Source organism: Winogradskyella thalassocola (assembly GCF_900099995.1).
GTDB classification, from domain to species: domain Bacteria; phylum Bacteroidota; class Bacteroidia; order Flavobacteriales; family Flavobacteriaceae; genus Winogradskyella; species Winogradskyella thalassocola.
Window position 1 is genome coordinate 248,286 of the sequence record NZ_FNCZ01000003.1, and the last position, 26,594, is coordinate 274,879.

Here is a 26,594-nt window from a genome sequence, read left to right on the forward strand (position 1 = left end):
AGAAAAATTAATATAAATATATGTCAATGCGTAGTATTTTACTTTTTTATGTTAAAGTTAAGATTCAAAGATCCATATTGAAGCTTTTTGCGTAATTATATCAGATATTTACGCATTTAATCGGATATTCACGCGTAAATATAAAAAATATTTATAATGAAAAAGATTAAAACATACTGTGTTAAAATAAATTCTTACAATAATTTACGTTTTGTCGAAATTATATGAATTTAGTCTCTTATCTGTAAATATTTTTTTTAGTTTAGCTACCAAATAACTGCCCCAAGCACCCCTAATTATTTAACCTCTATGAATTACTTTGTAACCTCTAAGTCCATCATTAACAGAATCTTTTTCTTTTTTTTAATATTTATTTCACATCAATTTTTGTCCGCACAACAGTTGGCTTTTCCTAGTGCCTTAGGAGCAGGATCATATACTACAGGTGGTAGAGGGGGTGTAGTGTTGCATGTTACAACTTTAGCTGATAGCGGAGAAGGTTCTTTAAGATGGGCATTAACAGACCCTGTTAATAAAACTCTTGATAGAACTATTGTATTTGATGTTAGTGGTGTTATAGAACTTGAAACTGTTATTCGCATGAGTGATGGATATACAGGAGGTATAACTATAAATGGATTTACAGCACCTGAAGGAGGTATAACTATTATTGGTCAATTATTTAGGATGGTAGATGCTTCTAATGTTATTATTAGAGGTATGAAATTTAGAGGTGGTTATAACTACACAGATCCTAATAATGAATACAGTAAATCTTCTTTTTTAATGGGGGGAACAAATGGATTTATCGTTGATAGATGTTCGTCTGGGTTTAGTTTAGAACAATCTATAGGGGGGAATGGAGGTAATGCAAATGACCCTTTTAGCGGAGCCACTTTTCAAAATAATTTAGTTGGAAATAGTTCTAGAGTGGGTATTATTGGTCAAGGTATAACGAGTGATCAATCTCTGAGAGGTATTCCAACTAGAGTTAGTTATCATAGAAATGTAATGGTTGATTGCGGATGGAGAACACCAAATGTAGCAGGTAATATTAGAGCAGATATAATTAATAATTTTGTGCACAATTGGCAAAATAGAACATCTAGCTTTACCGGAACTGCATATGATGGACAGCCAAGTACACAAAAAACCCAATCAAATATTATAGGTAATTATTATCAGGCAGGTACTAATAGTAGAAATAGTGGAACTGATGTTCTATATAAAATTAATGATAATAATATCAATCCTGAATTTCATTTTGTGGATAATTTTATCACATCAGATGTTCTTAAAGGAAAAGCAATAGAGTACGATTATACAGATTCTAATACAGCGCACAATGCTTTTACAAATTACCCTGATGGTTCATCACAGACTATACAGCCTAATTGGTTTACATACCCACAATTTCCTTTACTTGGTGAGCAAGTTCCCATTTTATCTTCTCAGGATTTAAAAACTGAGTTATTTGATACAGTTGGTGCGTGTTATTATACAGATAACAATGGTAATATTCAGTTTTATAGAGATCCAATAGACACAGAATTAATTTTACGTGCAGCTACAAACTCTATAGAAGCGCGCGAAGGTGATTACGTTGCAAGAGCGGAATCATTACTTCCTGGTGGTAGTAATGCAGTGCCAAGTGAAACAAGACCTGACGATTTTTATCAAAGTAATCCTCATATACCAGAAGCATGGCTTATCTCTAAAGGATTAACAGGAACACCTACAATACATAATGATATAGCACCAAGCGGTTATACGTGGTTAGAAGAATATATTAATCAAATCGATACTCCTGTTAATGGAATAAACATTCCACAAATAACTAGAACAGACTCTAACCCAACTACAATAGAATTAGGAGGTACATATAATACTATAACTGGCACATGGACCGATGTAGAAGATGGTAGTGGTATAGCTACGGTAGGTGGTGACCTTGTAGATGTTAATACTATAGGAACATATAATGTAACTTTAGAGCATACAGATACAGATGGTAATAGAGGTTTCTTAACTACACCTATATATATAACAGCAGAAGTTGTTGATGCTACAAGTGTATCGGTTACACCAGAAACAGTTACGTTATCTGAAGATACTAATATTCAATTGAGTGTTGGCTTTACTCCGTTGGATACAACTGACCAGACTGGTGTATGGACGAGTAATAATACCAATGCGACTGTAAATGCAAATGGATTAGTAACTGCAATTTCACCAGGCACTTCTATAATAACTTTTACAAGTAATGATGGTAGTTTTACAGATACTAGCACTATAACAATTAATGGAAGTGTAGTGCCAACCGATATAACTTTTGTAGGTGGTATGTTAGGTAATTTAAATTGGATAGAATTTGATGAAAATACAGTTAATCCAACGGCGACTTTAATTACTACTGACCCTGATGAGAGTGCAACGCATACCTATAGTATACCAATGAATAATACAGACGATTATGAGCGTTTTAGTATTTCTGGGGATCAATTAATCTTAAATTTAACTCCAGATTTTGAGAATCCTGAAGACACTGCTGATAATAATATCTATGCATTGACTGTTAGATCAGAAAATAGTAATGGAGGTATATTTGATAAATTTGTTTTATTTTGGATTAAAGACGTTGTTGACGAGACACTTGTACCGGTATCAAGCGTATCAGTTTCTCCAACTATGGCCGATTTACTAATATCAACAACTATTTCATTAACTGCAACTTTTAATCCAGGTAATGCAACAAATCAAAATGGAACATGGAGCTCTAGTGATGAAGCTATTGCCACAGTAGATGCAAATGGTCTTGTATCACCGGTTTCTTTAGGGCAAGTAATAATTACATTCACTACGTCTGACGGTGAATTTACAGATACCTCCGAAATAACGGTTTTTCCTGAGGCGCTCAATCCGAGCGCAGGTGATGACCAACAGATTTGTGAAGGCGAAAGCACCACACTTATAGCAAGTGGAGGGACAAATTATATTTGGAATACGGGAGAAACAACCGATAGTATTGAAGTTACGCCAAATACAACCACGACGTATACGGTTACAGTATCTGATGATAATGAACAATCCGAAGAAGCCAATGTTACCATTACTGTCAATGCCTTACCGGTAGCAAACGCAGGAGAAGATCAATTCTTATGTGAAGGTAATTCAACGATTTTAACAGCTACAGGGGGAACTACTTATTTATGGAATACTGGAGAAACGACTGCTACAATTGAAGTAAGTCCGACTGCAGAGACTACTTATAGTGTAGAAGTAAGTGATAACAACTGTTTTAGTTCGGACGATGTTACTGTTTTCGTAAATGCAGCCCCAGAGATTATAATTTCTGAGGACGTTGTTATTATTGAAGGAGAATCCACAACACTCACAGTCAGTGGAAGTGATACTTATGAATGGAACACAGGAGAAACTACAGATTCTATTACTGTAAACCCACTAATTACAACAACGTACACAGTAAGTTCTATTGGGCCAAATGGTTGTGTAAGTAATGCAGAAGTTACAGTTACAGTAATACCAGAAATTATTGCCAATGCGGGTGATGATGAAACCATTTGTAGTGGTGAGACTATTACTTTGACTGCTTTAGGTGGATCTAATTATACCTGGAATACTGGAGATTTAGGTTCTGAATTAATTGTCACTCCTACAGAAACGACGACTTATACGGTTACAGCTGAAGATGATTATGGCTATACTGATACAGACGAAATCACCATTTTTGTAAATGAAGTACCAAATATTACTGTTAGTGAGAATGTTTTCATTATGATTGGCAGTTCTGCTACGCTAACAGCAAACGGTGGAAGTACTTACTCTTGGAGTACGGGTGAATCAAGTTCGGAAATTATTGTAAGTCCTGATGTGACAACAACATACACCGTTACAGGATTTTCCGAAAATGGATGTCAAAGTATTGAGGAAGTTGTTGTAACCGTAGTTGAAGAATTGGTAGCCAATGCAGGAGAAGATATTTCAATTTGTCAGGGTGAAAGTATCACTTTAAATGCGTCAGGTGGTATTACTTATACATGGAATACTGGCGAAACGGGAGCGACTCCAACATTTACTCCAACAGAGAACACAACTTATACTGTTACGGTGACTGATGGATTTGGAAATTCGGATACAGATGATGTTACTATTACAGTAAATCCTAAACCAACTGCTTATGCAGGCGAAGACGAAACTTTATGTCAAGGTGAATCTGTTGTGCTAACGGCAGAAGGTGGTGACTCATATTTATGGAATACAGGCGCTACTACTCAATCCATTACTGTAAATCCAGATGAAGACATTACATATAATGTTGAAGTTTTTACAAATACTTGCTCTGATATAGACGAGGTTACGGTATTTGTATTGCCTACACCAGACTTAATTCTAAGTGATGCTATTACAATTATTTCAGGAAGTTCTACTACCATTGAAGCAACTGGTGCCGATTCATATTTATGGTTTAATGGTGAAACTACAAATTTCATAGAAGTTAATCCTTTGGAAACTACAACATATTCTGTTACTGGTTTCTCTACAAATGGATGTCAAATCACAGGAGAAATTACAGTGACTGTAATACCAGAGGTTAATGCGGATGCAGGCAGCGATACTTCTATTTGTATTGGAGAAAGCGTAATGTTGACGGCTTCGGGCGGTACTAATTTTTCATGGAGTACCGGTGAAACTAGTGCATCAATAAATATTAGTCCAATAGAAACGACAACTTACAATGTTACTGTAAGTGATAGTTTTGGAAATTCGGACACAGACAGTGTAACAGTAGTGGTTAATGAATTGCCTAGTTTAACATTAACAAATGATATTACAATTCTAGAAGGAGAAAGCATTAATCTATCTGTTAGTGGTGCTGAAACCTATGAATGGAATACAGGTGAAACTTCAAGTACAATTAATGTTTCTCCTACAGAAACCACAATTTATAGTGTTACAGGTTTTTCAGCAAGTGGTTGTCAAGTTATAGAAGAAACTACAGTAAATGTAGTTCCTGAAGTTATAGCAAATGCAGGTAATGATGTTTCTATATGCATTGGTGAAAGTGTAACGCTAAACGCAACTGGTGGTTCTAATTACACATGGAACACTGGTGATACGAGTGTATCTCCTACATTCACACCAACTCAAACAACAACATATACTGTTACCGTAACTGATAGTTTTGGAAATTCGGACACAGATAGTGTTACAGTAACGGTTAATGAATTACCAAATATATTGGTAAGTGAAAATATTACAATAGTTGAAGGGGAAAGCGCCAGTTTATCAGTAAGTGGAGCTGAAACATACTTATGGAATACAGGTGCGACGTCAAATTCTATTTTAGTCAGCCCTACTCAAACTACAACTTTTAACGTAATTGGTATTACAAATACATGTAGTAGTGAGCTGAAAGAAGTAACAGTTATAGTAACACCATTATTTAAAGCCTCAGCGGGAACGGATGAGCGTGTCTGTGATAATCAAGATTATGAAGTTGTTCTAACAGCGAATCAAGGTGATAGTTACCTATGGAGTACCGGAGAAACAACTCAAAGTATTGTAGTTAGTCCGTTATCTACTTCAACCTATTCTGTTACGGTAACTTTAGGAGAACAAACAGACACCGATGATGTAAAGGTTTATGTAGACCCGAGTCCAGATGTAGTTGTCGCAAATGGTGATAGCGTTGAAATTTTAAATGGTGACTTTATTACATTATCTGCTTCTGGAGCAAATACATACCAATGGAATAATGGAGCTACCCAGCCTAACATTGCTGTAAGTCCATCGACAACAACGACCTATGAAGTAAAAGGGTTTATTGGAGAGTGTTATGATGATAAACAAGTTACCGTGAATGTATTACAACCAGTTGTAGCAGATGCGGGAGAAGATGTATTAATTTGTTTAGATGATCTTACAACTTTAACAGCGAGTGGTGGAGATGACTATGTTTGGAGTACTGGTGAGACGACACCTACAATTACAGTATCTCCATTAGAAACAACAGATTATACAGTTACGGTATTTAATGCCTTAGATTTTGATGAGGCAACAGTTAGAGTAGAAGTGGATGTCAATTGTGCAATTGATTCAGTTACTCCAAGTGAAGAAGAAACAGAATTTGAGTTTGATGTCTACCCTAATCCAGCATCAGATATTGTTAATGTAAAAATATCAGGTACATTAAATGTTTCAGATGTAAATATCTATGATGTCACAGGTAAGTTAATTAAACACTCTAAAATCACGAATGAAAATTTAAGCTATAGTACAACCACTCAAATTGGTATTAGTACCTTTCAGTCAGGTGTATATTTCGTTAAGCTTATAGATGAAGATAGAGTAATTACTAAAAAACTAATAGTAGAATAATCAAACCGCATTAAAACTAAAAAAAGCACTAATCTTTAAAGAGTTAGTGCTTTTTTATGGCTGTAAATAAATTAAATTATTTTCCTATAGAAGAATATTCAAATCCAATATTTTCCATTTCAGTTTTATCTAGTATATTTCTACCATCAAAAATGAAAGCTGGTTTCTTCATTTGGTTATATATCTTTTCCCAATCGTAGGTCTTAAACTCATCCCACTCTGTCATAATAGCGATCGCATGCGCATCTTTTGATGTTTCGTATGGATCACTATACGATTTAACTAAATCGTTGTTTTCTTCCTCAGATCTTGTATTTAAATAATTAAGGTCTGCTTGTACTTTTTTATTGTTTACTTTAGGATCATAAACAGCTATGTTTGCTTGTTCATTTAGTAAGTGGTCAGCAACGTAAATGGCAGCTGATTCTCTTGTGTCGTTAGTGTCTTTCTTAAAAGCCCAACCAAGCATCGCTATTTTTTTACCAGAAACCGTATTGTATAATGTGCTAATTAAGTTATCTGAAAAACGTCGCTTTTGGTGGTCATTTAAAATAATAACTTGTTCCCAATAATCGGCAACAGCATTAAGGTTATAACTTCTAGCGATATATACAAGGTTCAAAATATCTTTTTGAAAACAAGAGCCTCCAAAACCAATTGAAGCATTTAAGAATTTAGGTCCAATTCTAGAATCCATTCCGATAGCTTTAGCAACTTCATTTACATTCGCTTCAGTGTGCTCACATAACTCTGAAATTGCATTAATTGAAGAAATTCTTTGAGCCAAAAATGCATTAGCAGTTAATTTAGATAACTCAGAAGACCAAACATTAGTTCTTAGTATTCTTTCTTGTGGGACCCAGCTTCCATAGACACTGGCTAAGCTTTCAATAGCGTCTTCAGACTCTCCACCAATTAGAACCCGATCAGGATTTAACAAATCTTGTATAGCTGTACCTTCAGCCAAGAATTCAGGATTAGATAAAATTTCAAATTTCACATCTTTACCTGTATTGTGTAAAATGCTTTTTATAGCTTGAGCTGTTCTTACAGGTAAGGTTGATTTTTCAACAACAATCTTATCTGTAGTTGAAACCTCTGCAATATTTCTAGCACATAATTCTACGTACTTTAAATCTGCAGCCATACCTTTTCCCTTACCATAAGTTTTGGTTGGAGTATTTACTGAGATAAAAATCATTTCTGATTCTTTAATGGTTTCATCAATTTCAGTAGAGAAAAATAGATTCTTCCCTCTTGTTTCTGCAACAATTTCAGCTAATCCAGGTTCGTAAATTGGTAATTTTGATAAATCTTCATCATTCCAAGCAACAATACGCTCTTCGTTAATATCAACAATAGTAACTTTTATGTTAGGATTCTTTTTTGCTATTACTGCCATTGTTGGTCCACCAACATAACCAGCTCCAATACAGCAAATTTTTGTGATTTTCATGCTTTTAAGTTTATTTTGATTTGAGTCTAAATTTTAAAATGTGTGCAAATTTGACTTTTTTTATTTAATTCAAATAATATTTTATGTGAACGACTTCTTTTTACGATAAGATTCTTCTAGAATTGTCACAAGTATGAATTTTGTGTAAATTTAAGAGATTAATTGTAATAGTCTTTAAACCAATCTATGAAAGATTTTACTCCGTGTTTTATTGAGGTGGTTGGTCTATAGTCGTAGTCTTTAATTAATTCGTCTACATCTGCCCATGTGCGTTCTACATCACCTGGCTGCATTTCCATCATGTCTTTCTTCGCGTCTTTATCTAAGTTTGATTCTATTTCCTTTATAAAATCTAATAATTTGACCGAGTTGTTGTTTCCAATATTATAAATTTTGTATAATTCATTGGATTCTATTCGTTTGGTTGGTGACTTTTCAATAATTCGGACAACACCTTCTACAATGTCATCGATATAAGTAAAATCACGCTCCATATTACCATGGTTAAATACTTTAATAGGTCTGTCGTTTACAATGGCATCTGTAAATAAAAACATGGCCATATCTGGTCTTCCCCATGGGCCGTATACTGTAAAGAATCGTAAGCCAGTTGTTGGGATTTTAAACAAGTGGCTATAAGTATGAGCCATAAGCTCGTTACTCTTCTTTGTAGCTGCGTATAAACTTATAGGATGGTCTACATTGTCATCCGTAGAAAACGGTATTTTCTTATTCATTCCATAAACACTTGAGCTACTAGCATAAACCAAATGTTTAATATTGTTGTTTCTACAGCATTCTAATATGTTTAAAAAGCCAACTAAATTAGAATCGACATAAGTTTCAGGGTTTTCTAAACTATACCTTACACCAGCTTGTGCTGCAAGATTACAAACAATATCGAATTTTTCGTTTTTGAATAATTTAGGAAGCTCTTCTCTGTCTTCAAGATTCATTCTAACAAAATCGAAGTTTTCAGATTTACTCTTACAAAGTTTGTTAAATTCAGAAGCTTCATTCTTATCGATGCCTAATTCATTAAGTCTAGAATATTTTAAATTAACATCATAATAGTCGTTTATATTGTCTAGTCCAACTACTTGATGATCTTTAGAAAGAAGGACTTTAGCAGTGTAAAAACCTATAAATCCTGCTGCACCTGTTACTAATACTTTCATATTATAGTCGTTTTTTTTAATCGAATTTCAAATATTATAAATTTAGATGGTATCCTCTATGTTTTAGAGGAAATAATTAAAATTTATTAGTTGTTTGTATATTTAATATCGAGGATTGTAGCTATTGAATCACAATTCTTTACCATTAATTCTAAATCACGTTCTTTATAACTATTTTCTATAAGATAGATTTTACAAGAATCAATTTCTGTTTTACTTTTAGAAAAATCTACACTTCCAAATTTTACCAAGTTGCTTACAATGGTAGAATCTAATGATTGTTCTGCTATAAAACTAGAGGCATCATTAGTATAAGTAAAAGGTTTAGAACTAATATTTTTAATTGTTCTTGCGTTTGGTCCGTAATCACAAGAGGCATCTTTCCCGTTTAGAAAAAACATAAGGAGCATTAAACCAATAGCAAAACCACCTAAATAATAGGCTAAACGATGTATAAACTTCATAGATGTAAAATAGTTCTGTCTTATGAATATCTCGTTAAGAACAGATTAAAAAATTAATAAATTGGCATCACTATATTCTAAACCAAACCATTCTGCAACGGATTTGTTAGTTAAAATACCGTGGTAAAAATACAACCCATTTTTTAAACCGCGATCAAATCGTAGGGCATTTTCTATACCACCATATTCCCCAATTTCTAAAAGGTAGGGAGTAAAGATATTACTTATAGAGACGGAAGCAGTTCTAGAGTATCGCGCAGGAATATTTGGCACACAATAATGAGTGACACCGTTATGATCAAAAGTAGGACGATCGTGAGTAGTAACTTCACTTGTTTCAAAACAACCTCCCATGTCAATACTCACATCTATAACCACTGAGCCAGATTTCATATTAGCAACCATACTTTCAGTAACTATGACTGGAGCTCGATTGGTGCCTCTTACAGCTCCAATGGCCACATCACAACGTTTTAAAGCTTTTAACAGATTCTTAGGTTGCATTGTTGAGGTATAAAGCGTACGTCCTAAATTATTCTGAAGACGGCGTAATCTAGTAATAGAGCTATCAAAGACTTTAACATTTGCTCCTAAGCCCATAGCAGAACGTGCAGCGAATTCACCCACAGTACCTGCGCCTAAAATAACGACTTCCGTTGGTGGTACACCGTTAATATTACCCATCATTAAACCATTTCCACCATTTATATTAGAGAGAAGTTCTGATGCAATCAAAATAGAAGCGGTTCCTGCAATTTCACTTAAAGAACTAACAGCAGGATATTGGCCATCATCATCTTTAATATATTCGAAAGCTAAAGCTGTAATTCGTTTTTTTGCTAAAGCCTCAAAATAAGATTTGTTTTGAGTTTTTATTTGAAGTGCAGAAATTAATAAGGTTTGCGGATTAATAAGTTTTATTTCATCTAAAGAAGGCGGTTCTACTTTTAGAATAATAGGGCAGGAGTACACTTTCGAAGTATCCTTTGTAACTTCAGCTCCAGCTTCACTATAAGTTTTATCTTTAAAATTGGCACCCTCGCCTGCGCCAGATTCAAATAATACGCGGTGACCGTTGGCCGTTAATGCAGACACGGCGTCAGGAGTTAAACAAACACGCCGCTCCTGAAAATGTGTTTCTTTTGGAATGCCAATAAAGAGTTCTCCTTTTTGTTTAAGAATTTCTAAGGTTTCTTCTTGAGGTAATAACTGGGCCCTGGTAAATGGTGATAATGATATACTCATTGAAGTTATTGACTTTGGTTTACCATTGCAATATAATGAATAACGCTAAACAAAAGAAAGTATTAAAATAACTTAAAGTAATATTAATTTCGAAAATTAAATGATCAAACTAAAAGTACTGTTTAATCTTACCCCAAACTCCTTTTGGCTTAATCATAAACTCTTCTTCAAGTTCTTCAAGTGTTTTATCCGCAGTATTTATTTTATTAAACATTTTAGCTCTAATAAGATAAATTGAAGGCACCACAATGGCTAAGACAGGCAATAAATATAAAAGTTGATTTTCGTCTTGGTTTTTAAACTCGGCGTTAACACTAGTAATCATTTGAAAAGTATACATCACTATAGGGACTAATAACACATGGTACCACCAATGTTTACAAGTGAAGAACCAGATTGCAAGTAAAATTAATGGAATAATCTTACCAGTATAAACCCACATGGCGTATTGGGCTGATTCCCAAAGTCCGCTTTCATAGGTACCAAAAAAAGTGTCCCAAACTAGTGTGTCTGGAACACTTTCATGTACTAAAAACAGTAATGGAGTAGAGGCTATAACTGTAGCTATAATCGTACCTACAATAGCACTCCTAGTTAATTTACTATTATCCCCACTTAACGAGTTTTCTTTTCTTTTTTTCAATTTTTGTGGTTGTTTGTCCATCTAAGTCGATAAGGTTAGTAGCTTGTACAGTAAATAACACTCCACCAAAGATAGCAATAGCTAGGACTAAATTTTTTTTAGTTTTCATAATTTAAGGGATTTAATTAATTAATTACATCAAAAGTAAGTTCACAATCAAGTCCTTACAAATCTGAAATTGTTAAAATCCAAAAAATATGAAATGTTAATTACGGTTTTACCGTAATACTAGTCTAATACTGTAGGAAAAGTACTAAGTATTTATTCATAACTTCTGTACGTTCATAGCTGTTTTCTCAGTTAAATTTTCAGGGTTAAATGTTAGTTTGAGGCGCCTCTTATTGTCTTGTAAGTCAGTAATAGTAATAACTTGTGCATCAATTGGTATAAGCTCTTCAATGTTTTCTGCCCATTCCATAAATAACCAATTTTTACTGCTTAAATAATCTTCAATTCCAAAGTTATAGGCTTCTTCAATAGATTCTACTCTATAAAAGTCAAAATGATAGATTTTATCATTTTGTAGACTATATTCATTTACTATAGAAAATGTAGGGCTAGTGGCAACGTCATTACTATGCATTGCTTTTAAAAGTGCATTAATAAATGTGGTTTTTCCAGCTCCCATCTCTCCATTAAATAGTACAGTTTTAGTATCTAAATGCTTTAATACGTTAGAGGCAATAGCGTCGATGTCTTTTAAATGGTATGTGAATTCAAGTGTTTTCACTATTTATTTTATACAGTTTAGGGATACAATAGTAGGAATTATATTTGTAATAACCTAAAATAAAATGCATTTCGTCGGATTTTTATGCGCTTTAAGGTGTTTTTGTGTTTGTGTTGTGACACAAAATACTAGATTTTAATTCTCAAGAGGTATTAAAAAAAAGAATGAAGTTGAAATCAATCCGCTTCATTCTTTTCTAAAATTCATGTAACATGATAGACTATTTTGGGTCCATCACTACAAACGGAATAATCATTTCTTCTAATGATACACCTCCGTGTTGATATGTATTTCTGTAATAACTAACGTAATGATTAAAGTTATTAGGATAAGCCAAAAACAAATCCCCTTTAGCAAAGATAAACGAGCTACTCATGGTGAGAGCAGGTAAATGAATAGATTTAGGGTTTTTAATTGCTAAGACATCTTTATCTTGGTAAGTTAAGCTTCGTCCTGTTTTATAGCGGAGATTTAAGCTTGTATCCCTGTCTCCAATAACTTTAGTTGGTGCTTTTACATTTATGGTGCCATGGTCTGTAGTTAAAATTAATTTGAAACCGAGTTGTTGTGATAACTGAATCATTTCTAACAATGGAGAATTCTTAAACCAACTGACTGTAAGTGAACGATAAGCTTTGTCATTAGAAGCTAATTCTTTAACGACTTCCATTTCTGTTTTAGAGTGCGACAGCATATCTACAAAATTATAAACAATAACACTAAGGTCATTATCTTTTAAAGATCTAAAGTTTTCAACTAATTTTTTTCCAGCTCTAAGATTGGTGATTTTATGATATTCATGTTTTAGATGCCCTAATCCTAAACGTTTTAATTGTTCTCTTAAAAAATCACCTTCATGCATGTTTTTACCTCCTTCATCGGTGTCATTTTTCCAGTATTGAGGAAATAAACTTTCCATATCTGCAGGCATTAATCCAGAGAAAATGGCATTACGTGCGTATTGCGTAGCTGTCGGTAGGATACTGTAAAAGGCAAGTTCAGATGTTTTCTTGTAATAATTGTTTACAAAAGGTTCAAATGCCTTCCATTGATCGTATCGTAAATTATCTATGACTACTAATAATGTTGGTTGTTTGTCACTCAATTCTGGTACAACCTTATCTTTAAACAACGTATGTGACATTACAGGAGCATCTGTTTTTGGTTGAAACCAATCTTCGTAATTTTTCTCTATAAACTTACCGAATTGCATATTGGCTTCGGTTTTTTGAGACTCCAAAATATCGGTCATTCCAACATCTTCAATACTTTCAAGCTGTAATTCCCAGTAAATTAGTTTCTGATATAACTCTACCCATTCTTCGTAAGAGTTTACCATAGATAAATCCATAGCTATCTTCCTGAATTCTTGTTGATAGTTAGATGTTGTTTTTTCGGATACTAACCTAGAATGATCCAAATTCTTTTTCAAGCTTAATAAAATCTGATGCGGATTTACAGGTTTTATCAAATAATCGGCGATTTTATTACCGATGGCTTCCTCCATAATATACTCCTCTTCACTTTTGGTAATCATTACTATAGGCAAATTGGCGCGACGTTCCTTAATTTCATTCAAGGTTTCTAGCCCCGTAAGACCCGGCATATTTTCATCTAAAAAAACGATATCGAAGTTTGTATCCGTAATAATTTCCAAAGCTTCAGTACCACTTTGGCATTTTGTAACAACATATCCTTTTTGCTCTAAAAAAATAATATGTGGCTTTAGTAAATCGATTTCATCGTCAACCCAAAGAATATTTATCATGTTGTGGTATATTTGTTTCTTAATTATTGAATTTTAAAATTGTGCCTACAAATAATAAGCTTAAAATCTTTAACGATCCAATTTACGGATTTATTACTATTCCGAATTCGTTAATATTCGATATTATTCAACATAAATATTTTCAGAGATTACGTCGTATTAGTCAAATGGGATTATCTTATTTGGTTTATCCAGGTGCACATCATACACGTTTTCATCATGCATTGGGTTGCATGCATTTAATGCAAAAGTCTATCAATGTCCTTCGTTTTAAGGGAGTTGAGATATCTAATGAGGAAGAAAATGGGTTGTTAATCGCTATTCTTTTACACGATATTGGTCATGGTCCTTTTTCGCATGCGATGGAACATAGTATTGTAAATAATGTTTCTCACGAAGAAATTTCGCTACGTTTTATGGAAGAACTCAATTTAGAGTTTAACGGAAGTTTAACGTTAGCCATTTCTATTTTTAAGAAAGAATACCCTCGTCAATTTATGTGTGAGCTCATTTCTAGTCAATTAGATATGGATAGAGCCGACTATTTAAAACGCGATAGTTTTTACACGGGAGTTGCAGAAGGAAATATTAACAGTGAGCGATTAATTACCATGCTCAATGTGGTAGATGACCAATTAGTGGTTGAAGAAAAGGGGATTCTGAGCGTAGAGAAATTTTTAATTGCGAGACGCTTTATGTATTGGCAAGTGTATATGCACAAAACAGGTGTTGTTGCAGAGCAATTATTAATGGGATCTTTAAAAAGAGCAAAAGAATTAGTGCAGCAAGGTGTAAAGCTAAATTGTAGCGATGCTTTATTTTATTTTCTGTTTTCTGAAATTAATGCTGAAAATTTTAATTCCGAAACTTTATCCGTTTTTTCAAAATTAGATGATTATGATATTGTTGCGGCAATGAAAGATTGGCAAAATCATGAGGATTTTGTATTGAGCAACCTATGTCAAATGATATTAAATAGAGACTTACTGAAAGTAAAACTCAAAAACAAGCCAATTAAGCCTTCAGAATTAAAAATGCATTCAGAAGCCTTAATAAAAAAACACAAAATCACAGAGCATGAAGCTTCATATTTTGTGTTTCAAGGAGAGTTAACTAACCAAGCTTATCAGAGCAACTTTCAGAAAATCAATATCTTATTTAAGTCAGGCAAAATTAAAGATATGGTTAAAGCATCTGATCAATTAAACTTAAAAGCACTGAGTAAACCCATCACTAAATATTATATGTGCTATCCTAAAAAGAAAATGTAATCCTTTTTTTCTATTTTTGTGGAAAGCAATAAGACTTTAAAATCTAATCATTGAAATTTACAGCAGAACAAATCGCAGATATTTTAGAAGGAATAGTTGTGGGTGACCCTAATATTGAAGTTTTTAAACTTTCTAAAATTGAAGAAGGAACACAAGGCTCATTAACTTTTTTATCTAATCTAAAATACACACCGTATATATATACAACAGAAGCATCAATAACTATTGTAAATACAGACTTTAAACCAGAAAAACCTATTTCAACTACGCTTATTAAAGTAGAAGATGCATACGAAGGTTTTTCTAAACTGTTGGAATATTACGATCGTATAAAGTCAAATAAATCAGGAATAGAACAACCTTGTTTTATTTCAGAGACTGTTAAAGTTCCAGATGATATTTATATCGGTGCTTTTGCTTATATTGGTAATAATGTAGAAATTGGAGATAATGTAAAGATTTATCCAAACTCTTATGTTGGAGATAATGTAAAAATAGGAGGTAATTCAATTATATATCCTGGTGCTAAGATTTATTCAGACTGTATTTTAGGAAATAGTTGTGTGATTAATTCTGGTGCTATAATTGGTGCTGATGGTTTTGGTTTTGCGCCAACTAAAGATGGTGGTTACACTAAAATCCCACAAACAGGGAATGTTGTTTTAGAAGATTATGTAGATGTCGGTGCGGGTACAACAATAGATAGAGCAACAATAGGATCTACTATTATAAGGGCAGGTGTAAAGTTAGACAATCAAATACAGATTGCTCATAATGTAGAAATTGGAAAAAACACGGTTATAGCAGCGCAATCAGGAGTGGCTGGTTCTACAAAAATTGGAGAACATTGTCAAATTGGGGGGCAGGTTGGTATTGCAGGGCACTTAATTATAGGAAATAATGTAAAAGTGCAGGCACAATCTGGAATAGGTAGAAATGTAAAGGATAATGAGGTCTTACAAGGTTCGCCTTCTTTTGGGTATAAGGATTGGAATAAATCTTATGTTTATTTTAAAAACTTACCTAAGCTTGTAAAAACTATTAATGAATTAGAAAAAAAAGTAGATGGCCATAATTAAAACGGAAACGAGACAAAAAACCATTGAAAAAGAAGTTACACTTATAGGTGTCGGACTTCATACTGGTGCAGATGTAAAATTGGTATTTAAACCTGGTGCAGAAAATTCTGGATTCGTATTTCAGCGAACAGATTTAGAAGGCTCACCAAAGATTGAAGCCGATGCTAATTACGTTACAAGTACCCAGCGTGGAACTTGTATGGAGAAAAATGGTGTAACTATTCAAACTTGCGAGCATGTGTTAGCAGCTTTAGTTGGTTTGGATATAGATAACGCTCTTATTGAGCTAAATTCTTCCGAACCACCAATTATGGATGGGTCATCTAAATTCTTTGTAGAAGCAATAGAGAAAGCAGGTATTATTGAACAAAATGCATTTCGTGAGGAATATGAGATTACACAAGTGGTTTCATATACAGATGAAGAATCTGGAAGCGAAATAATTTTAATGCCAGCTAGTACTTATCAAATTACTACAATGGTCGATTTTGGGACTAAAGTTTTAGGTACTCAAAACGCAACTCTTAATAAGGTCTCTGATTTTAAAACTGAAATTGCAGATGCTAGAACCTTTAGCTTTTTGCATGAGATTGAAATGCTCTTAGAACATGGGTTAATAAAAGGTGGTGACTTAAATAATGCTATCGTTTATGTAGATAAAGAATTATCTCCAGAAACTATGGAAAAGTTAAGAGTAGCTTTTAATAAAGATAATATTGCTGTTAAACCAAACGGTATTTTAGACAACCTTACCTTGCATCATCCAAATGAAGCAGCACGTCATAAATTATTAGATGTGTTAGGAGATTTGGCGCTAATAGGAACACGCATTAGAGGTAAAGTTATTGCAAATAAGCCAGGACATTTTGTAAACACTCAGTTTGCTAAAAAGATGTCTAAATTAATAAAGAATGAAAGACGAAATAACGTTCCTCAGATAGATTTGAATTCAGAACCATTAATGGATGTGAATCAAATTATGGATATGTTACCACACAGACAGCCGTTCTTATTAATAGATAAGGTATATGAATTGTCTGATAGTCATGTTATTGGGATGAAGAATGTGACTATGAACGAAGAGTTCTTTAAAGGTCATTTTCCAGGTGCACCAGTAATGCCAGGTGTTTTAATTGTAGAGGCTATGGCACAAACAGGTGGTATTTTGGTGCTAAGTACTGTTCCTGATCCGGAAAACTACCTAACGTTTTTCATGAAAATGGATAAAGTAAAATTTAAACAAAAAGTAGTACCTGGAGATACATTAATTTTCAAATGCTCCTTAATTACACCAATACGACGAGGAATTTGCCATATGCAAGGTTATGCTTATGCTAATGGTAAATTATGTGCTGAAGCTGAATTAATGGCGCAAATATCGAAAGTAAAATAAAATCAGAAAAATGAACTGAGTAGACTCCAAAAGTTAAATGGAGTTTATAAAGTTCAATAGCAAACACATTTTTACCGCTTTATCAAATTAAAAATTAGAAAAATGAACCGAGCAGACTTCAAAAGTTAAAAGGAGTTTGTAAAGTTCAATAGCGAACACATTTTTACCGCTTTATTAAATTAAAAACTAGAAAAATGAACCAACCGTTAGCTTACGTGCATCCTGGTGCAAAAATTGCCAAAAACGTCGTTATAGAGCCTTTTACAACCATACATAATAATGTAAAAATTGGAGAGGGGACTTGGATTGGAAGTAATGTAACCATTATGGAAGGTGCTCGAATAGGTAAAAATTGTAGTATTTTCCCTGGTGCTGTTATTTCAGCAGTGCCACAAGATTTAAAATATAATGATGAAGATACAACCGTCGAAATCGGTGATAATGTTACTATTAGAGAATGCGTTACCATCAACCGTGGTACAAGCGACAAAATGAAAACCGTAATTGGTGATAACTGTCTTATTATGGCGTATTGCCATATTGCTCACGATTGTGTTGTTGGAAATAATTGTATCTTCTCTAATAATAGTACGCTCGCCGGACACATTACAGTTGGAGATTATGTGATTTTAGCAGGTATGACAGCTGTTCATCAATTTTGTTCTATTGGAAATCATGCTTTTGTAACTGGTGGTTCTTTAGTTCGTAAAGATGTGCCGCCATTTGTAAAGGCAGGAAGAGAACCATTATCTTACGTCGGTATTAATTCAGTAGGATTAAGACGTAGAGGTTACACTTCAGAAAAAATTAGAGAGATTCAGAATATTTACCGAATGCTTTATCAAAAAAACTATAATAATACCCAAGCTTCAGATTTAATAGAAGCTGAAATGGAAGCGACTCCTGAACGCGATGAAATTCTTCAATTTATTAAAAATTCTCATCGTGGAATTATGAAGGGCTACTTTAAATCGAATTAGATTTTAAGAATAAAGAAGAGAGATAAATACAAAAGATAAATATTCAACAACAAACAATAAATAACAAAATGGCAAGTACTTCAGATATTAGAAACGGATTATGCATAAGATACAATAACGATATCTATAAAATAGTAGAATTTCTTCATGTAAAACCAGGAAAAGGTCCAGCTTTTGTAAGAACAAAAATGAAAAGCGTTACTAATGGTAAGGTTTTAGATAACACATTTTCTGCGGGACATAAGATTGAAGATGTTCGTGTTGAAACTCATAAATTTCAGTATTTATATAATGATGGTGAATTTTATCATTTTATGAATGAAGCAGATTACACTCAGATTAGATTATTAGAATCTGCAATTGATAGAACAGATTTAATGAAAGAGGGAGAAGTGGTGACGATCCAAATCAATACAGAAGACAATATGCCACTTTCTGTAGATTTACCAGCTTCTGTTGTTTTAGAAGTAGTTGCTACAGAACCAGGTATAAAAGGAAACACAGCAACTAATGCAACTAAACCAGCAACGGTTGAGTCTGGAGCAGAGGTTAATGTTCCTTTATTTATAAATGAAGGTGATAAGATTAAAGTTGAAACCGACAAAGGTACTTACAAAGAACGAATTAAAGAATAAATTAGTTGGCAGTACACAGTCCTCAGTTTGCAGTAAATTACTGAAAACTGCCTACTGAAGACTGCATACTGAATACAGAGAAATGAAATTCCCTAAGCCCCATACTTTAAAACAAATCGCAAACTTAATTGATTGTGAATTTAGAGGTTCAGAAAATTTTGAAATTTTAGGAATTAACGAAATTCATGTTGTAGAACCAGGTGATATTGTTTTTGTAGATCATCCTAAATATTATGACAAGGCATTAGAGTCAGCAGCAACTATTGTTTTAATTAATAAAGATGTTGCTTGTCCTGATGGAAAAGCACTTATAATTTCAGATGATCCATTTCGGGATTTTAATAAAATCACAGCTCATTTTAAACCTTTCAAGGCTTCAAATAGTGCTATCGCTAGTGATGCTATAATTGGTAAGGGTACAGTAATTCAACCTAACTGTTTTATAGGAAATAATGTTACTATTGGTAATAACTGTGTTATTCATGCAAATGTGAGTATTTATGATGATGCTATTATTGGTGACAATGTAACTATTCATGCAGGTACAGTTTTAGGAGCCAGTGCGTTTTATTATAAAAATAGACCTGAAGGTTACGACCAGTTAAAATCTGGCGGACGTGTAATAATTGAAAACAATGTAGATATTGGTGCACTTTGCACAATAGATAGAGGAGTTACAGGTGATACCACAATTGGTGAAGGTTCTAAATTAGATAATCAAATTCAAATAGGTCATGATACCGTAATCGGCAAGAAATGTTTAATTGCTTCACAGACGGGTATTGCTGGTTGTGTTGTGGTTGAGGATAATGTTACTATTTGGGGGCAAGTTGGTGTTAAAAGTGGTATTACTATTGCTAAGGGTACTGTTCTATATGCGCAATCTGGTTTAGGTCATACGACAGAAGAAGGGAAAACCTATTTTGGTTCACCAGCAATAGACGCTAGAGCATTTTTTAAAGAAAAAGCTTATATTAAAATGATTCCTGAGATTCTTCAAAAATTAAAAAATATAAAATGACGGCAAAAGAAGTTGTTAAAGCATTTTATGAGTCAGATATGGCTAATAATGCTTCTGTGGTTGATCAATTTTTTCATGAAGATTGTGAATTACATTGGACAAGTAGCCGAGGATTTACGTTGCTTAATTATAATGATATCAAAACGTTTTTTGAAGGTACAAGACGTTCGTATAATAGCCTTCGGTTTGAATTTACACATTTTATAGAGTCGGATGCTTTTGTAATCACGAGACATACACTCTTTGGTTCAACCATAGAAAACCCAGATGCAGAGACTATAATTGCGCATTTTTCGACCATTTGGGAGGTAAGAGATGGGAAATTGTATCGTGGTTTTGAAATCAGTCAACAAGCTGATGAAAGTGACGTAAAAAGTATGAAATCATACAAAGAAATAAATATATAAAAGAGGTCGCTTTTGCGTTTAAATTCTCTTATTTTTGCATAACGAAATACATAAAACTTAAAATCAACAATATCAAATGAGCGTTTTAGTTAATAAGAATTCTAAGATAATAGTTCAAGGTTTTACAGGTAGTGAAGGTACATTTCACGCTGAACAAATGATTGAATATGGTACAAATGTCGTTGGAGGTGTAACTCCAGGAAAAGGTGGTCAAACACATTTAGACAAGCCTGTTTTTAATACAGTTTCAGAAGCTGTTGAAAAAGTTGGTGCTGATACCACAATTATTTTTGTACCACCAGCTTTTGCTGCAGATGCCATTATGGAAGCTGCTGATGCAGGTATTAAAGTGATTATTACAATTACGGAAGGAATTCCTGTTGCAGATATGATTAAAGCGTCAAATTATATTAAAGATAAAGCGTGTCGTTTAATTGGTCCTAACTGTCCTGGTGTTATTACTCCGGGTGAAGCTAAAGTTGGGATTATGCCAGGTTTTGTTTTCAAAAAAGGGACTGTAGGTATCGTTTCTAAATCTGGTACATTAACTTACGAAGCTGCTGACCAAGTTGTAAAACAAGGTTTAGGAATTACAACAGCTATTGGTATTGGTGGAGATCCAATTATTGGAACGACAACAAAAGAAGCTGTTGAGTTGTTAATTAATGATCCAGAAACTGAAGCTGTTGTTATGATAGGTGAAATTGGAGGTCAATTAGAAGCTGATGCTGCACACTGGTACAAGGAAAGTGGAAGTAAGAAACCAGTTATTGGTTTTATTGCTGGTGAAACTGCTCCTGCAGGTCGTACAATGGGACATGCAGGTGCTATTGTAGGTGGAAGCGATGACACTGCACAAGCTAAAAAGAAAATAATGAGAGCATGTGGAATTCACGTTGTGGATTCTCCTGCTGAAATAGGAAAGAAAGTAGCTGAAGTTTTAGGCTAATCTTTCTCACATAAAACTGTTAAAAACCTTACAAAATCTTGTGAGGTTTTTTTATTTCGTGCAAATTGTAATTCTTATCTTTGAATTGAGGTCTCAACGTATAAATTTCTTGAAACCTTTTTTTATAATATATTGTAATACAAACTAATCATAAATTTATCATGAAACTTTTAGAAGGAAAAACAGCCATAATTACAGGCGCAAGTAGAGGTATTGGAAAGGGAATTGCAGAAGTATTTGCAGACCATGGTGCAAATGTTGCGTTTACATATAGCTCTTCAGTTGAAGCAGCAAATGAGTTAGAAAAAGAATTAAATTCTAAAGGCATTAAAGCTAAAGGCTACCAAAGTAATGCTGCAAATTTTGATGAATCTCAAAAGTTGGCAGAAGATGTTTTAGCCGAATTTGGTTCTATTGATATTTTGGTAAATAATGCAGGTATTACAAAAGATAACCTCTTAATGCGAATGGGTGAAGATGATTTTGATAAAGTCATTGAAGTTAACCTTAAATCTGTTTTTAATATGACTAAGGCAGTTCAACGCACTATGTTGAAACAACGTAAAGGGTCAATTATAAATATGAGTTCTGTTGTTGGTGTAAAAGGGAATGCCGGACAAACAAATTACGCAGCATCAAAAGCCGGAATTATTGGTTTTTCTAAGTCAGTGGCATTAGAATTGGGATCGCGTAATATTAGAAGTAATGTTATTGCACCAGGTTTTATAGAAACTGAAATGACAGCCAAATTAGATGAAGAAACAGTAAAAGGCTGGAGAGCAGGTATTCCATTAAAACGTGGTGGAACTCCAGAGGATGTTGCTAATGCATGCGTATTTTTAGCCAGTGATCTAAGTGCTTATATTACAGGACAAACACTGAATGTTGATGGTGGTATGTTGACTTAAACTGTTATTCTTGCGAAAGCAGGAATCTTATGATATTTGTCGAGATTTGAATGGATAAACTAACAATAATATACATAACACTTGCTGCAATTACAGCGCTTTTATTAGCGCTGTTTCAGTATTTGTATAAATCGAAATTAAAGTCGAATCTCAAATACGTACTTACAGCATTAAGAGCGATTTCAATCTTCGGAATTTTATTATTACTTATTAATCCAAAGTTTGAATCCTATACGTATTTTGATGAGAAACCAACATTAGTTGTTGCGGTTGATAATTCGGAATCTGTTTCATATCTAAAACAAGGTAAAAACGCTAAAGACGTCGTTAAAGCTTTAAATAATAATTCAGAGTTAAAAGAACGTTTTAATATACAGGCTTATAGTTTTGGGAAATCGGTTAATACCTTAGACACTTTAAACTTTAATGAACGTCAATCTAATCTAGCATTGGCTTTAAAGCAATTTGGTGAGGTTTATGCCAATCAAACAGCACCAATTATTATATTAAGTGACGGGAACCAAACCTATGGTTCAGATTATAGTTATATAGCCAAAGGGGTGAAGCAACCTATTTATCCTGTTATTCTTGGAGATTCTACGGTGTATTCTGATTTAAGCATTAAGCAACTCAATGTCAATCGGTATGTGTATCTCAAGAATAAGTTTCCTGTTGAGATTATCGCGAATTATAGTGGCAATGAAACCATCAATACTGAACTAAAAATATGGTCTGGTAATTCTGTAGTGTTTAGAAAATCACTTCAGTTTAATGCGTTAAAATCATCCGAAATTATTTCAACAGCTTTAATAGCCAATAGTGTTGGTGTTAAAACGTATCGTGTTGAGTTGGTGGCTTTAGATAATGAAAAGAATAAAGTCAATAACGTTAAGAATTTTGGAGTAGAAGTCATCGATCAGAAAACAAATATTGCTTTGGTTTACGATCGTTTGCATCCTGATTTAGGGGCCTTAAAAAAAGCAATTGAAAGTAACGAGCAACGCAGTGTTTCCATACTAAAACCAAAAGATGTAATAAATAAAATTAATGATTTTCAATTAGTTATATTATATCAGCCAAATAATAACTTTAATTCGATTCTTAAAGAAATTAAAGAACAGAAAATTAATACATTCATCATTTCTGGAGCAACAACCAATTGGAATTTACTGAATCAGAGTCAAACGTATTTTAAACAAACAATTAGCAATCAAACCGAAAATTTTCAACCAAGTTTAAACAGAAACTATGGAACGTTCATCGTAGAAAATTTAGATTTTAATACTTTTCCTCCTTTAAAATCCGAATTTGGAACTCTTGAAATTTCGGTTCCGCATGAAACGCTGTTGTATAGAAGTGTGAACGGAATTAAGACTGAAGATATATTATTAGCAACATTTGAGGCCGATGGAACAAAGCACGCTATTCTTAGCGGTGAAGATATTTGGCGCTGGAGAGCACAATCTTTTATAAATACGAACAGTTTCAATGGTTTTGATGAATTTATAAATAAACTGGTCCAATATTTAAGTTCAAACAAAAAAAGAAAACGGATTAATATCGATTACAAATCCTTTTATAACGGTAATGACGACGTTATAATCTCAGCACAATATTTCAACAAAAATTTTGAGTTTGATACTTCGGCTTCGTTAAGTATTGTCTTAAAAAATAAGGATGACGATAGTATTAGAGAAGTACCGCTTTTATTAAATAATGGAAATTATACAGTTGATTTAAGCGGCATCAATGCTGGATTATATGATTTTACGATTAAACATAACTCGGAATCTGTAACAGCTTCAGGAAGCTTTCAAATTTTAGAGTATAATGTAGAGCAGCAATTCTTAAATGCAGATATTACCAAGTTAAAAACCATTGCTGAAACTAGTAATGGATCAGCCTATTTCCCGTCTCAAATAGATGAGATGATTAGTACTTTAATTAGTGATAATCGCTACAAAACCATACAAAAAGGCACTAAAAATATCGTACCTTTGATAGATTGGAAATATCTACTTGGTTTAATTGCTTTAAGCCTTTTTATTGAGTGGTTTATTAGAAAATATAACGGATTAATTTAAAAAGAATAGAATGGAAAAATTACCAAAGATTGGATTGCCGATTTTAATCGGAGTTGTACTTTTAATAATAGTTTTAGCAAAATCTGCTGTTACGCTAGATTCTGGTCATGCTGGTGTTTTATACGAAACGCTTAGTGGAGGTGTGGATCCAGAAAAAGCACCATTGGGTCCAGGGTTTCATGTTATTGCTCCATGGAATAGAGTTATCGATTATGAAACACGTCAGCAAGAAGTTGCAGAAAAAATGGCAGTATTATCGTCTAATGGTTTAGATATTAAACTTGACGCTTCTATTTTATATCAACCAGATGTTAAAAGTTTAGGGAAATTACACAACCAAAAAGGTGAAGATTACTTAAGTCGTGTGCTTCAGCCAGCGATTAGAAGTGCTGCAAGAAGTGTTGTTGGTCGATATACACCAGAACAGTTGTACTCTAGTAAAAGAGATGCGATTCAAGAAGAAATTTTTGAGGAGACTAAAAAAATTGTTGAACCACAGTTTATTCAATTAAATGATATTTTAATTAGAGACGTTACTTTGCCTTCTACGATTAAAGAAGCGATTGAGCGTAAATTAAAGCAGGAGCAAGAATCATTAGAATATGAATTTAGACTTGAAAGTGCTAGAAAAGAAGCTGAGAAAGTAATTATTGAAGCTAAAGGTAAAGCAGAATCAAATAGAATTCTAAGTGCATCCTTAACAGATAAGATTCTTCAAGATAAAGGTATTGAAGCTACAGTGAAACTTTCTGAATCACCAAATAGTAAAACGATTATTATTGGTTCGGGAGATAGTGGATTGCCAATCATTTTAGGAAATCAATAATTAAAGAAACAAATATTATTAATTTGTTAAAAATTCAGATTCTTTGAATTAAAATTAGGATTAGTAAAATTAAATTAACAATATTTGTATCAACATAAAGAACATGACGCTTATTCAATTACATCATCATTTTCATATAATCGCTCAAGCGAGGTGAAAGTGTATTGAATAAATTCAAAATATATTTTAAAAACCCGTTTGAGAACTTCAAGCGGGTTTTTTGTTTTTTAAACGCAATTGAAGTCTTAGACATCACAAAACTTAATTATGAGTAAATTAAAAATTGCAGTACAAAAATCGGGTCGTCTTAATGAAGATTCCATGAAAATTCTTAAAGAAATTGGTATTTCTGTAGACAACGGTAAAGATCAATTGAAAGCATCAGCTCGAAATTTCCCTTTAGAAGTTTTTTATCTTAGGAATGGTGATATTCCACAATATCTTAGAGATGGTGTGGTTGATGCCGCTATTATAGGCGAGAATGTGTTGATAGAAAAAGGAAATGATTTAACCATTGTGGAACGTTTGGGGTTTTCAAAATGTAAAGTTTCAATTGCTGTTCCAAAATCATCAAAAGCAAAAAGTTTAAAAGATTTAGATGGCAAACGAATCGCCACATCGTATCCAAATACGGTGAATCAATTTTTAGAAAAAGCGGGACTAAAAGCCAACTTACACATCATTAATGGTTCTGTTGAAATTGCACCAAACATAGGGTTGGCAGATGGAATTTGTGATATTGTTTCTAGTGGAAGTACCTTATTTAAAAATGGTTTAAAAGAGATTGAAGTCTTATTAAAATCTGAAGCAGTTTTAGCAACTTCACCAAAAATTTCTGAAGAAAATCAAGCGTTGATAGATAAACTTCAATTCCGACTAAAATCAGTTTTAAAAGGAAGAGAGAGCAAATACATTCTATTAAATGCACCAAATAATAAACTTGATGAGATTATAAGAATTCTTCCAGGAATGAACAGTCCATCGATTTTACCACTAGCCAGAGAAGGCTGGAGTTCAATGCACTCTGTAATTGACAAAAATGATTTTTGGAATATTATTGATGAATTAAAAACGAATGGTGCAGAAGGTATATTAGTTTGCCCTATTGAAAATATGGTTCTTTAAGAGAATATACTAGAGCATCAAATTACTCATTAA

21 protein-coding genes are annotated in these 26,594 nt (G+C 33.3%); 13 read left to right on the forward strand and 8 right to left on the reverse strand.

The features are described from left to right. Positions 1 to 387: 387 nt before the first annotated feature. A complete protein-coding gene (locus BLT80_RS10300) occupies positions 388 to 6,399 on the forward strand; it encodes an Ig-like domain-containing protein (protein ID WP_175455586.1) in 6,012 nt (2,003 codons plus the stop codon). Between the two features lie 76 nt (positions 6,400 to 6,475). Here the strand turns inward: BLT80_RS10300 and BLT80_RS10305 are convergent, their stop codons facing one another. From BLT80_RS10305 to porX, 8 genes are all read right to left on the reverse strand, one after another. Beyond that, positions 6,476 to 7,855 (reverse strand): nucleotide sugar dehydrogenase, encoded by a 1,380-nt coding sequence (locus BLT80_RS10305; RefSeq protein WP_092467619.1) that lies wholly within the window; start codon positions 7,853 to 7,855, stop codon positions 6,476 to 6,478. A gap of 158 nt (positions 7,856 to 8,013) precedes the next feature. After that, positions 8,014 to 9,033 carry an NAD-dependent epimerase gene (locus BLT80_RS10310; RefSeq protein ID WP_092467621.1) on the reverse strand — a complete coding sequence of 340 codons (1,020 nt, stop codon included), beginning with the start codon at positions 9,031 to 9,033 and terminating at the stop codon, positions 8,014 to 8,016. 86 nt (positions 9,034 to 9,119) lie between these two features. Further along, the gene (locus BLT80_RS10315) at positions 9,120 to 9,497 is read right to left on the reverse strand and encodes a hypothetical protein (protein ID WP_092467624.1); all 378 of its coding nucleotides are present in this window, start codon (positions 9,495 to 9,497) and stop codon (positions 9,120 to 9,122) included. Positions 9,498 to 9,542: 45 nt separating this feature from the next. Next, positions 9,543 to 10,742 (reverse strand): alanine dehydrogenase, encoded by a 1,200-nt coding sequence (locus tag BLT80_RS10320; RefSeq protein WP_092467626.1) that lies wholly within the window; start codon positions 10,740 to 10,742, stop codon positions 9,543 to 9,545. Between the two features lie 109 nt (positions 10,743 to 10,851). Then, entirely contained in the window at positions 10,852 to 11,385 is a 534-nt protein-coding gene (locus BLT80_RS10325; protein ID WP_245710216.1) for a hypothetical protein, read from the reverse strand. Further along, positions 11,348 to 11,494, reverse strand: a complete 147-nt coding sequence (locus BLT80_RS20075; protein ID WP_175455587.1) for a hypothetical protein — start codon at positions 11,492 to 11,494, stop codon at positions 11,348 to 11,350. The genes BLT80_RS10325 and BLT80_RS20075 overlap by 38 nt, the downstream gene beginning before the upstream one ends. Before the next feature lie 156 nt (positions 11,495 to 11,650). Further along, the gene (tsaE, locus tag BLT80_RS10330; protein ID WP_092467630.1) at positions 11,651 to 12,115 is read right to left on the reverse strand and encodes a tRNA (adenosine(37)-N6)-threonylcarbamoyltransferase complex ATPase subunit type 1 TsaE; all 465 of its coding nucleotides are present in this window, start codon (positions 12,113 to 12,115) and stop codon (positions 11,651 to 11,653) included. 220 nt (positions 12,116 to 12,335) lie between these two features. Continuing rightward, on the reverse strand, positions 12,336 to 13,883 hold the full coding sequence (gene porX, locus BLT80_RS10335) for a T9SS response regulator signal transducer PorX (protein ID WP_092467632.1): 1,548 nt from the start codon (positions 13,881 to 13,883) through the stop codon (positions 12,336 to 12,338). Positions 13,884 to 13,924: 41 nt separating this feature from the next. On the opposite strand from porX, the gene BLT80_RS10340 reads away from it, so the two are divergent. The 12 genes from BLT80_RS10340 (at position 13,925) to hisG (ending at position 26,561) form a co-directional block, all read left to right on the forward strand. Then, complete coding sequence (locus BLT80_RS10340; protein WP_092467982.1) at positions 13,925 to 15,154, forward strand: HD domain-containing protein; 1,230 nt, start codon at positions 13,925 to 13,927, stop codon at positions 15,152 to 15,154. Positions 15,155 to 15,204: 50 nt separating this feature from the next. Beyond that, complete coding sequence (gene lpxD / locus BLT80_RS10345) at positions 15,205 to 16,233, forward strand: UDP-3-O-(3-hydroxymyristoyl)glucosamine N-acyltransferase (protein WP_092467634.1); 1,029 nt, start codon at positions 15,205 to 15,207, stop codon at positions 16,231 to 16,233. Beyond that, the gene (locus tag BLT80_RS10350) at positions 16,220 to 17,626 is read left to right on the forward strand and encodes a bifunctional UDP-3-O-[3-hydroxymyristoyl] N-acetylglucosamine deacetylase/3-hydroxyacyl-ACP dehydratase (RefSeq protein ID WP_092467636.1); all 1,407 of its coding nucleotides are present in this window, start codon (positions 16,220 to 16,222) and stop codon (positions 17,624 to 17,626) included. The genes lpxD and BLT80_RS10350 overlap by 14 nt, the downstream gene beginning before the upstream one ends. Before the next feature lie 194 nt (positions 17,627 to 17,820). After that, on the forward strand, positions 17,821 to 18,606 hold the full coding sequence (gene lpxA / locus BLT80_RS10355) for an acyl-ACP--UDP-N-acetylglucosamine O-acyltransferase (protein ID WP_092467638.1): 786 nt from the start codon (positions 17,821 to 17,823) through the stop codon (positions 18,604 to 18,606). 68 nt (positions 18,607 to 18,674) lie between these two features. After that, entirely contained in the window at positions 18,675 to 19,241 is a 567-nt protein-coding gene (gene efp, locus BLT80_RS10360) for an elongation factor P (RefSeq protein WP_092467639.1), read from the forward strand. Positions 19,242 to 19,323: 82 nt separating this feature from the next. Next, positions 19,324 to 20,262, forward strand: coding sequence for a UDP-3-O-(3-hydroxymyristoyl)glucosamine N-acyltransferase (locus BLT80_RS10365; RefSeq protein ID WP_092467641.1), 939 nt, complete (start codon positions 19,324 to 19,326; stop codon positions 20,260 to 20,262). Continuing rightward, positions 20,259 to 20,669, forward strand: coding sequence for a nuclear transport factor 2 family protein (locus BLT80_RS10370; RefSeq protein ID WP_092467643.1), 411 nt, complete (start codon positions 20,259 to 20,261; stop codon positions 20,667 to 20,669). Before BLT80_RS10365 ends, BLT80_RS10370 begins: the two co-directional genes overlap by 4 nt. Before the next feature lie 76 nt (positions 20,670 to 20,745). Further along, positions 20,746 to 21,618: a succinate--CoA ligase subunit alpha gene (gene sucD / locus BLT80_RS10375; RefSeq protein ID WP_092467644.1), complete on the forward strand. Its 873-nt coding sequence runs from the start codon at positions 20,746 to 20,748 to the stop codon at positions 21,616 to 21,618. A gap of 161 nt (positions 21,619 to 21,779) precedes the next feature. Continuing rightward, a complete protein-coding gene (fabG, locus tag BLT80_RS10380) occupies positions 21,780 to 22,526 on the forward strand; it encodes a 3-oxoacyl-[acyl-carrier-protein] reductase (RefSeq protein WP_092467646.1) in 747 nt (248 codons plus the stop codon). Between the two features lie 50 nt (positions 22,527 to 22,576). Next, positions 22,577 to 24,610, forward strand: coding sequence for a hypothetical protein (locus BLT80_RS10385; RefSeq protein ID WP_092467647.1), 2,034 nt, complete (start codon positions 22,577 to 22,579; stop codon positions 24,608 to 24,610). 10 nt (positions 24,611 to 24,620) lie between these two features. Beyond that, positions 24,621 to 25,436, forward strand: a complete 816-nt coding sequence (locus tag BLT80_RS10390; protein ID WP_092467648.1) for a prohibitin family protein — start codon at positions 24,621 to 24,623, stop codon at positions 25,434 to 25,436. Between the two features lie 267 nt (positions 25,437 to 25,703). Continuing rightward, on the forward strand, positions 25,704 to 26,561 hold the full coding sequence (gene hisG / locus BLT80_RS10395; protein WP_092467650.1) for an ATP phosphoribosyltransferase: 858 nt from the start codon (positions 25,704 to 25,706) through the stop codon (positions 26,559 to 26,561). Positions 26,562 to 26,594 lie beyond the last annotated feature (33 nt).

Excerpts from the sequence above, each read along its gene's own strand:
- BLT80_RS10305 (WP_092467619.1), bottom strand. The coding sequence starts at position 7,855 with ATGAAAATCACAAAAATTTGCTGTATTGGAGCTGGTTATGTTGGTGGA.
- BLT80_RS10310 (WP_092467621.1), bottom strand. The coding sequence starts at position 9,033 with ATGAAAGTATTAGTAACAGGTGCAGCAGGATTTATAGGTTTTTACACT.
- BLT80_RS10315 (WP_092467624.1), bottom strand. The coding sequence starts at position 9,497 with ATGAAGTTTATACATCGTTTAGCCTATTATTTAGGTGGTTTTGCTATT.
- BLT80_RS10320 (WP_092467626.1), bottom strand. The coding sequence starts at position 10,742 with ATGAGTATATCATTATCACCATTTACCAGGGCCCAGTTATTACCTCAA.
- BLT80_RS20075 (WP_175455587.1), bottom strand. The coding sequence starts at position 11,494 with ATGAAAACTAAAAAAAATTTAGTCCTAGCTATTGCTATCTTTGGTGGA.
- porX (WP_092467632.1), bottom strand. The coding sequence starts at position 13,883 with ATGATAAATATTCTTTGGGTTGACGATGAAATCGATTTACTAAAGCCA.
- BLT80_RS10350 (WP_092467636.1), top strand. The coding sequence starts at position 16,220 with ATGGCCATAATTAAAACGGAAACGAGACAAAAAACCATTGAAAAAGAA.
- lpxA (WP_092467638.1), top strand. The coding sequence starts at position 17,821 with ATGAACCAACCGTTAGCTTACGTGCATCCTGGTGCAAAAATTGCCAAA.
- efp (WP_092467639.1), top strand. The coding sequence starts at position 18,675 with ATGGCAAGTACTTCAGATATTAGAAACGGATTATGCATAAGATACAAT.
- BLT80_RS10365 (WP_092467641.1), top strand. The coding sequence starts at position 19,324 with ATGAAATTCCCTAAGCCCCATACTTTAAAACAAATCGCAAACTTAATT.
- BLT80_RS10370 (WP_092467643.1), top strand. The coding sequence starts at position 20,259 with ATGACGGCAAAAGAAGTTGTTAAAGCATTTTATGAGTCAGATATGGCT.
- sucD (WP_092467644.1), top strand. The coding sequence starts at position 20,746 with ATGAGCGTTTTAGTTAATAAGAATTCTAAGATAATAGTTCAAGGTTTT.
- fabG (WP_092467646.1), top strand. The coding sequence starts at position 21,780 with ATGAAACTTTTAGAAGGAAAAACAGCCATAATTACAGGCGCAAGTAGA.
- BLT80_RS10385 (WP_092467647.1), top strand. The coding sequence starts at position 22,577 with ATGGATAAACTAACAATAATATACATAACACTTGCTGCAATTACAGCG.
- BLT80_RS10390 (WP_092467648.1), top strand. The coding sequence starts at position 24,621 with ATGGAAAAATTACCAAAGATTGGATTGCCGATTTTAATCGGAGTTGTA.
- hisG (WP_092467650.1), top strand. The coding sequence starts at position 25,704 with ATGAGTAAATTAAAAATTGCAGTACAAAAATCGGGTCGTCTTAATGAA.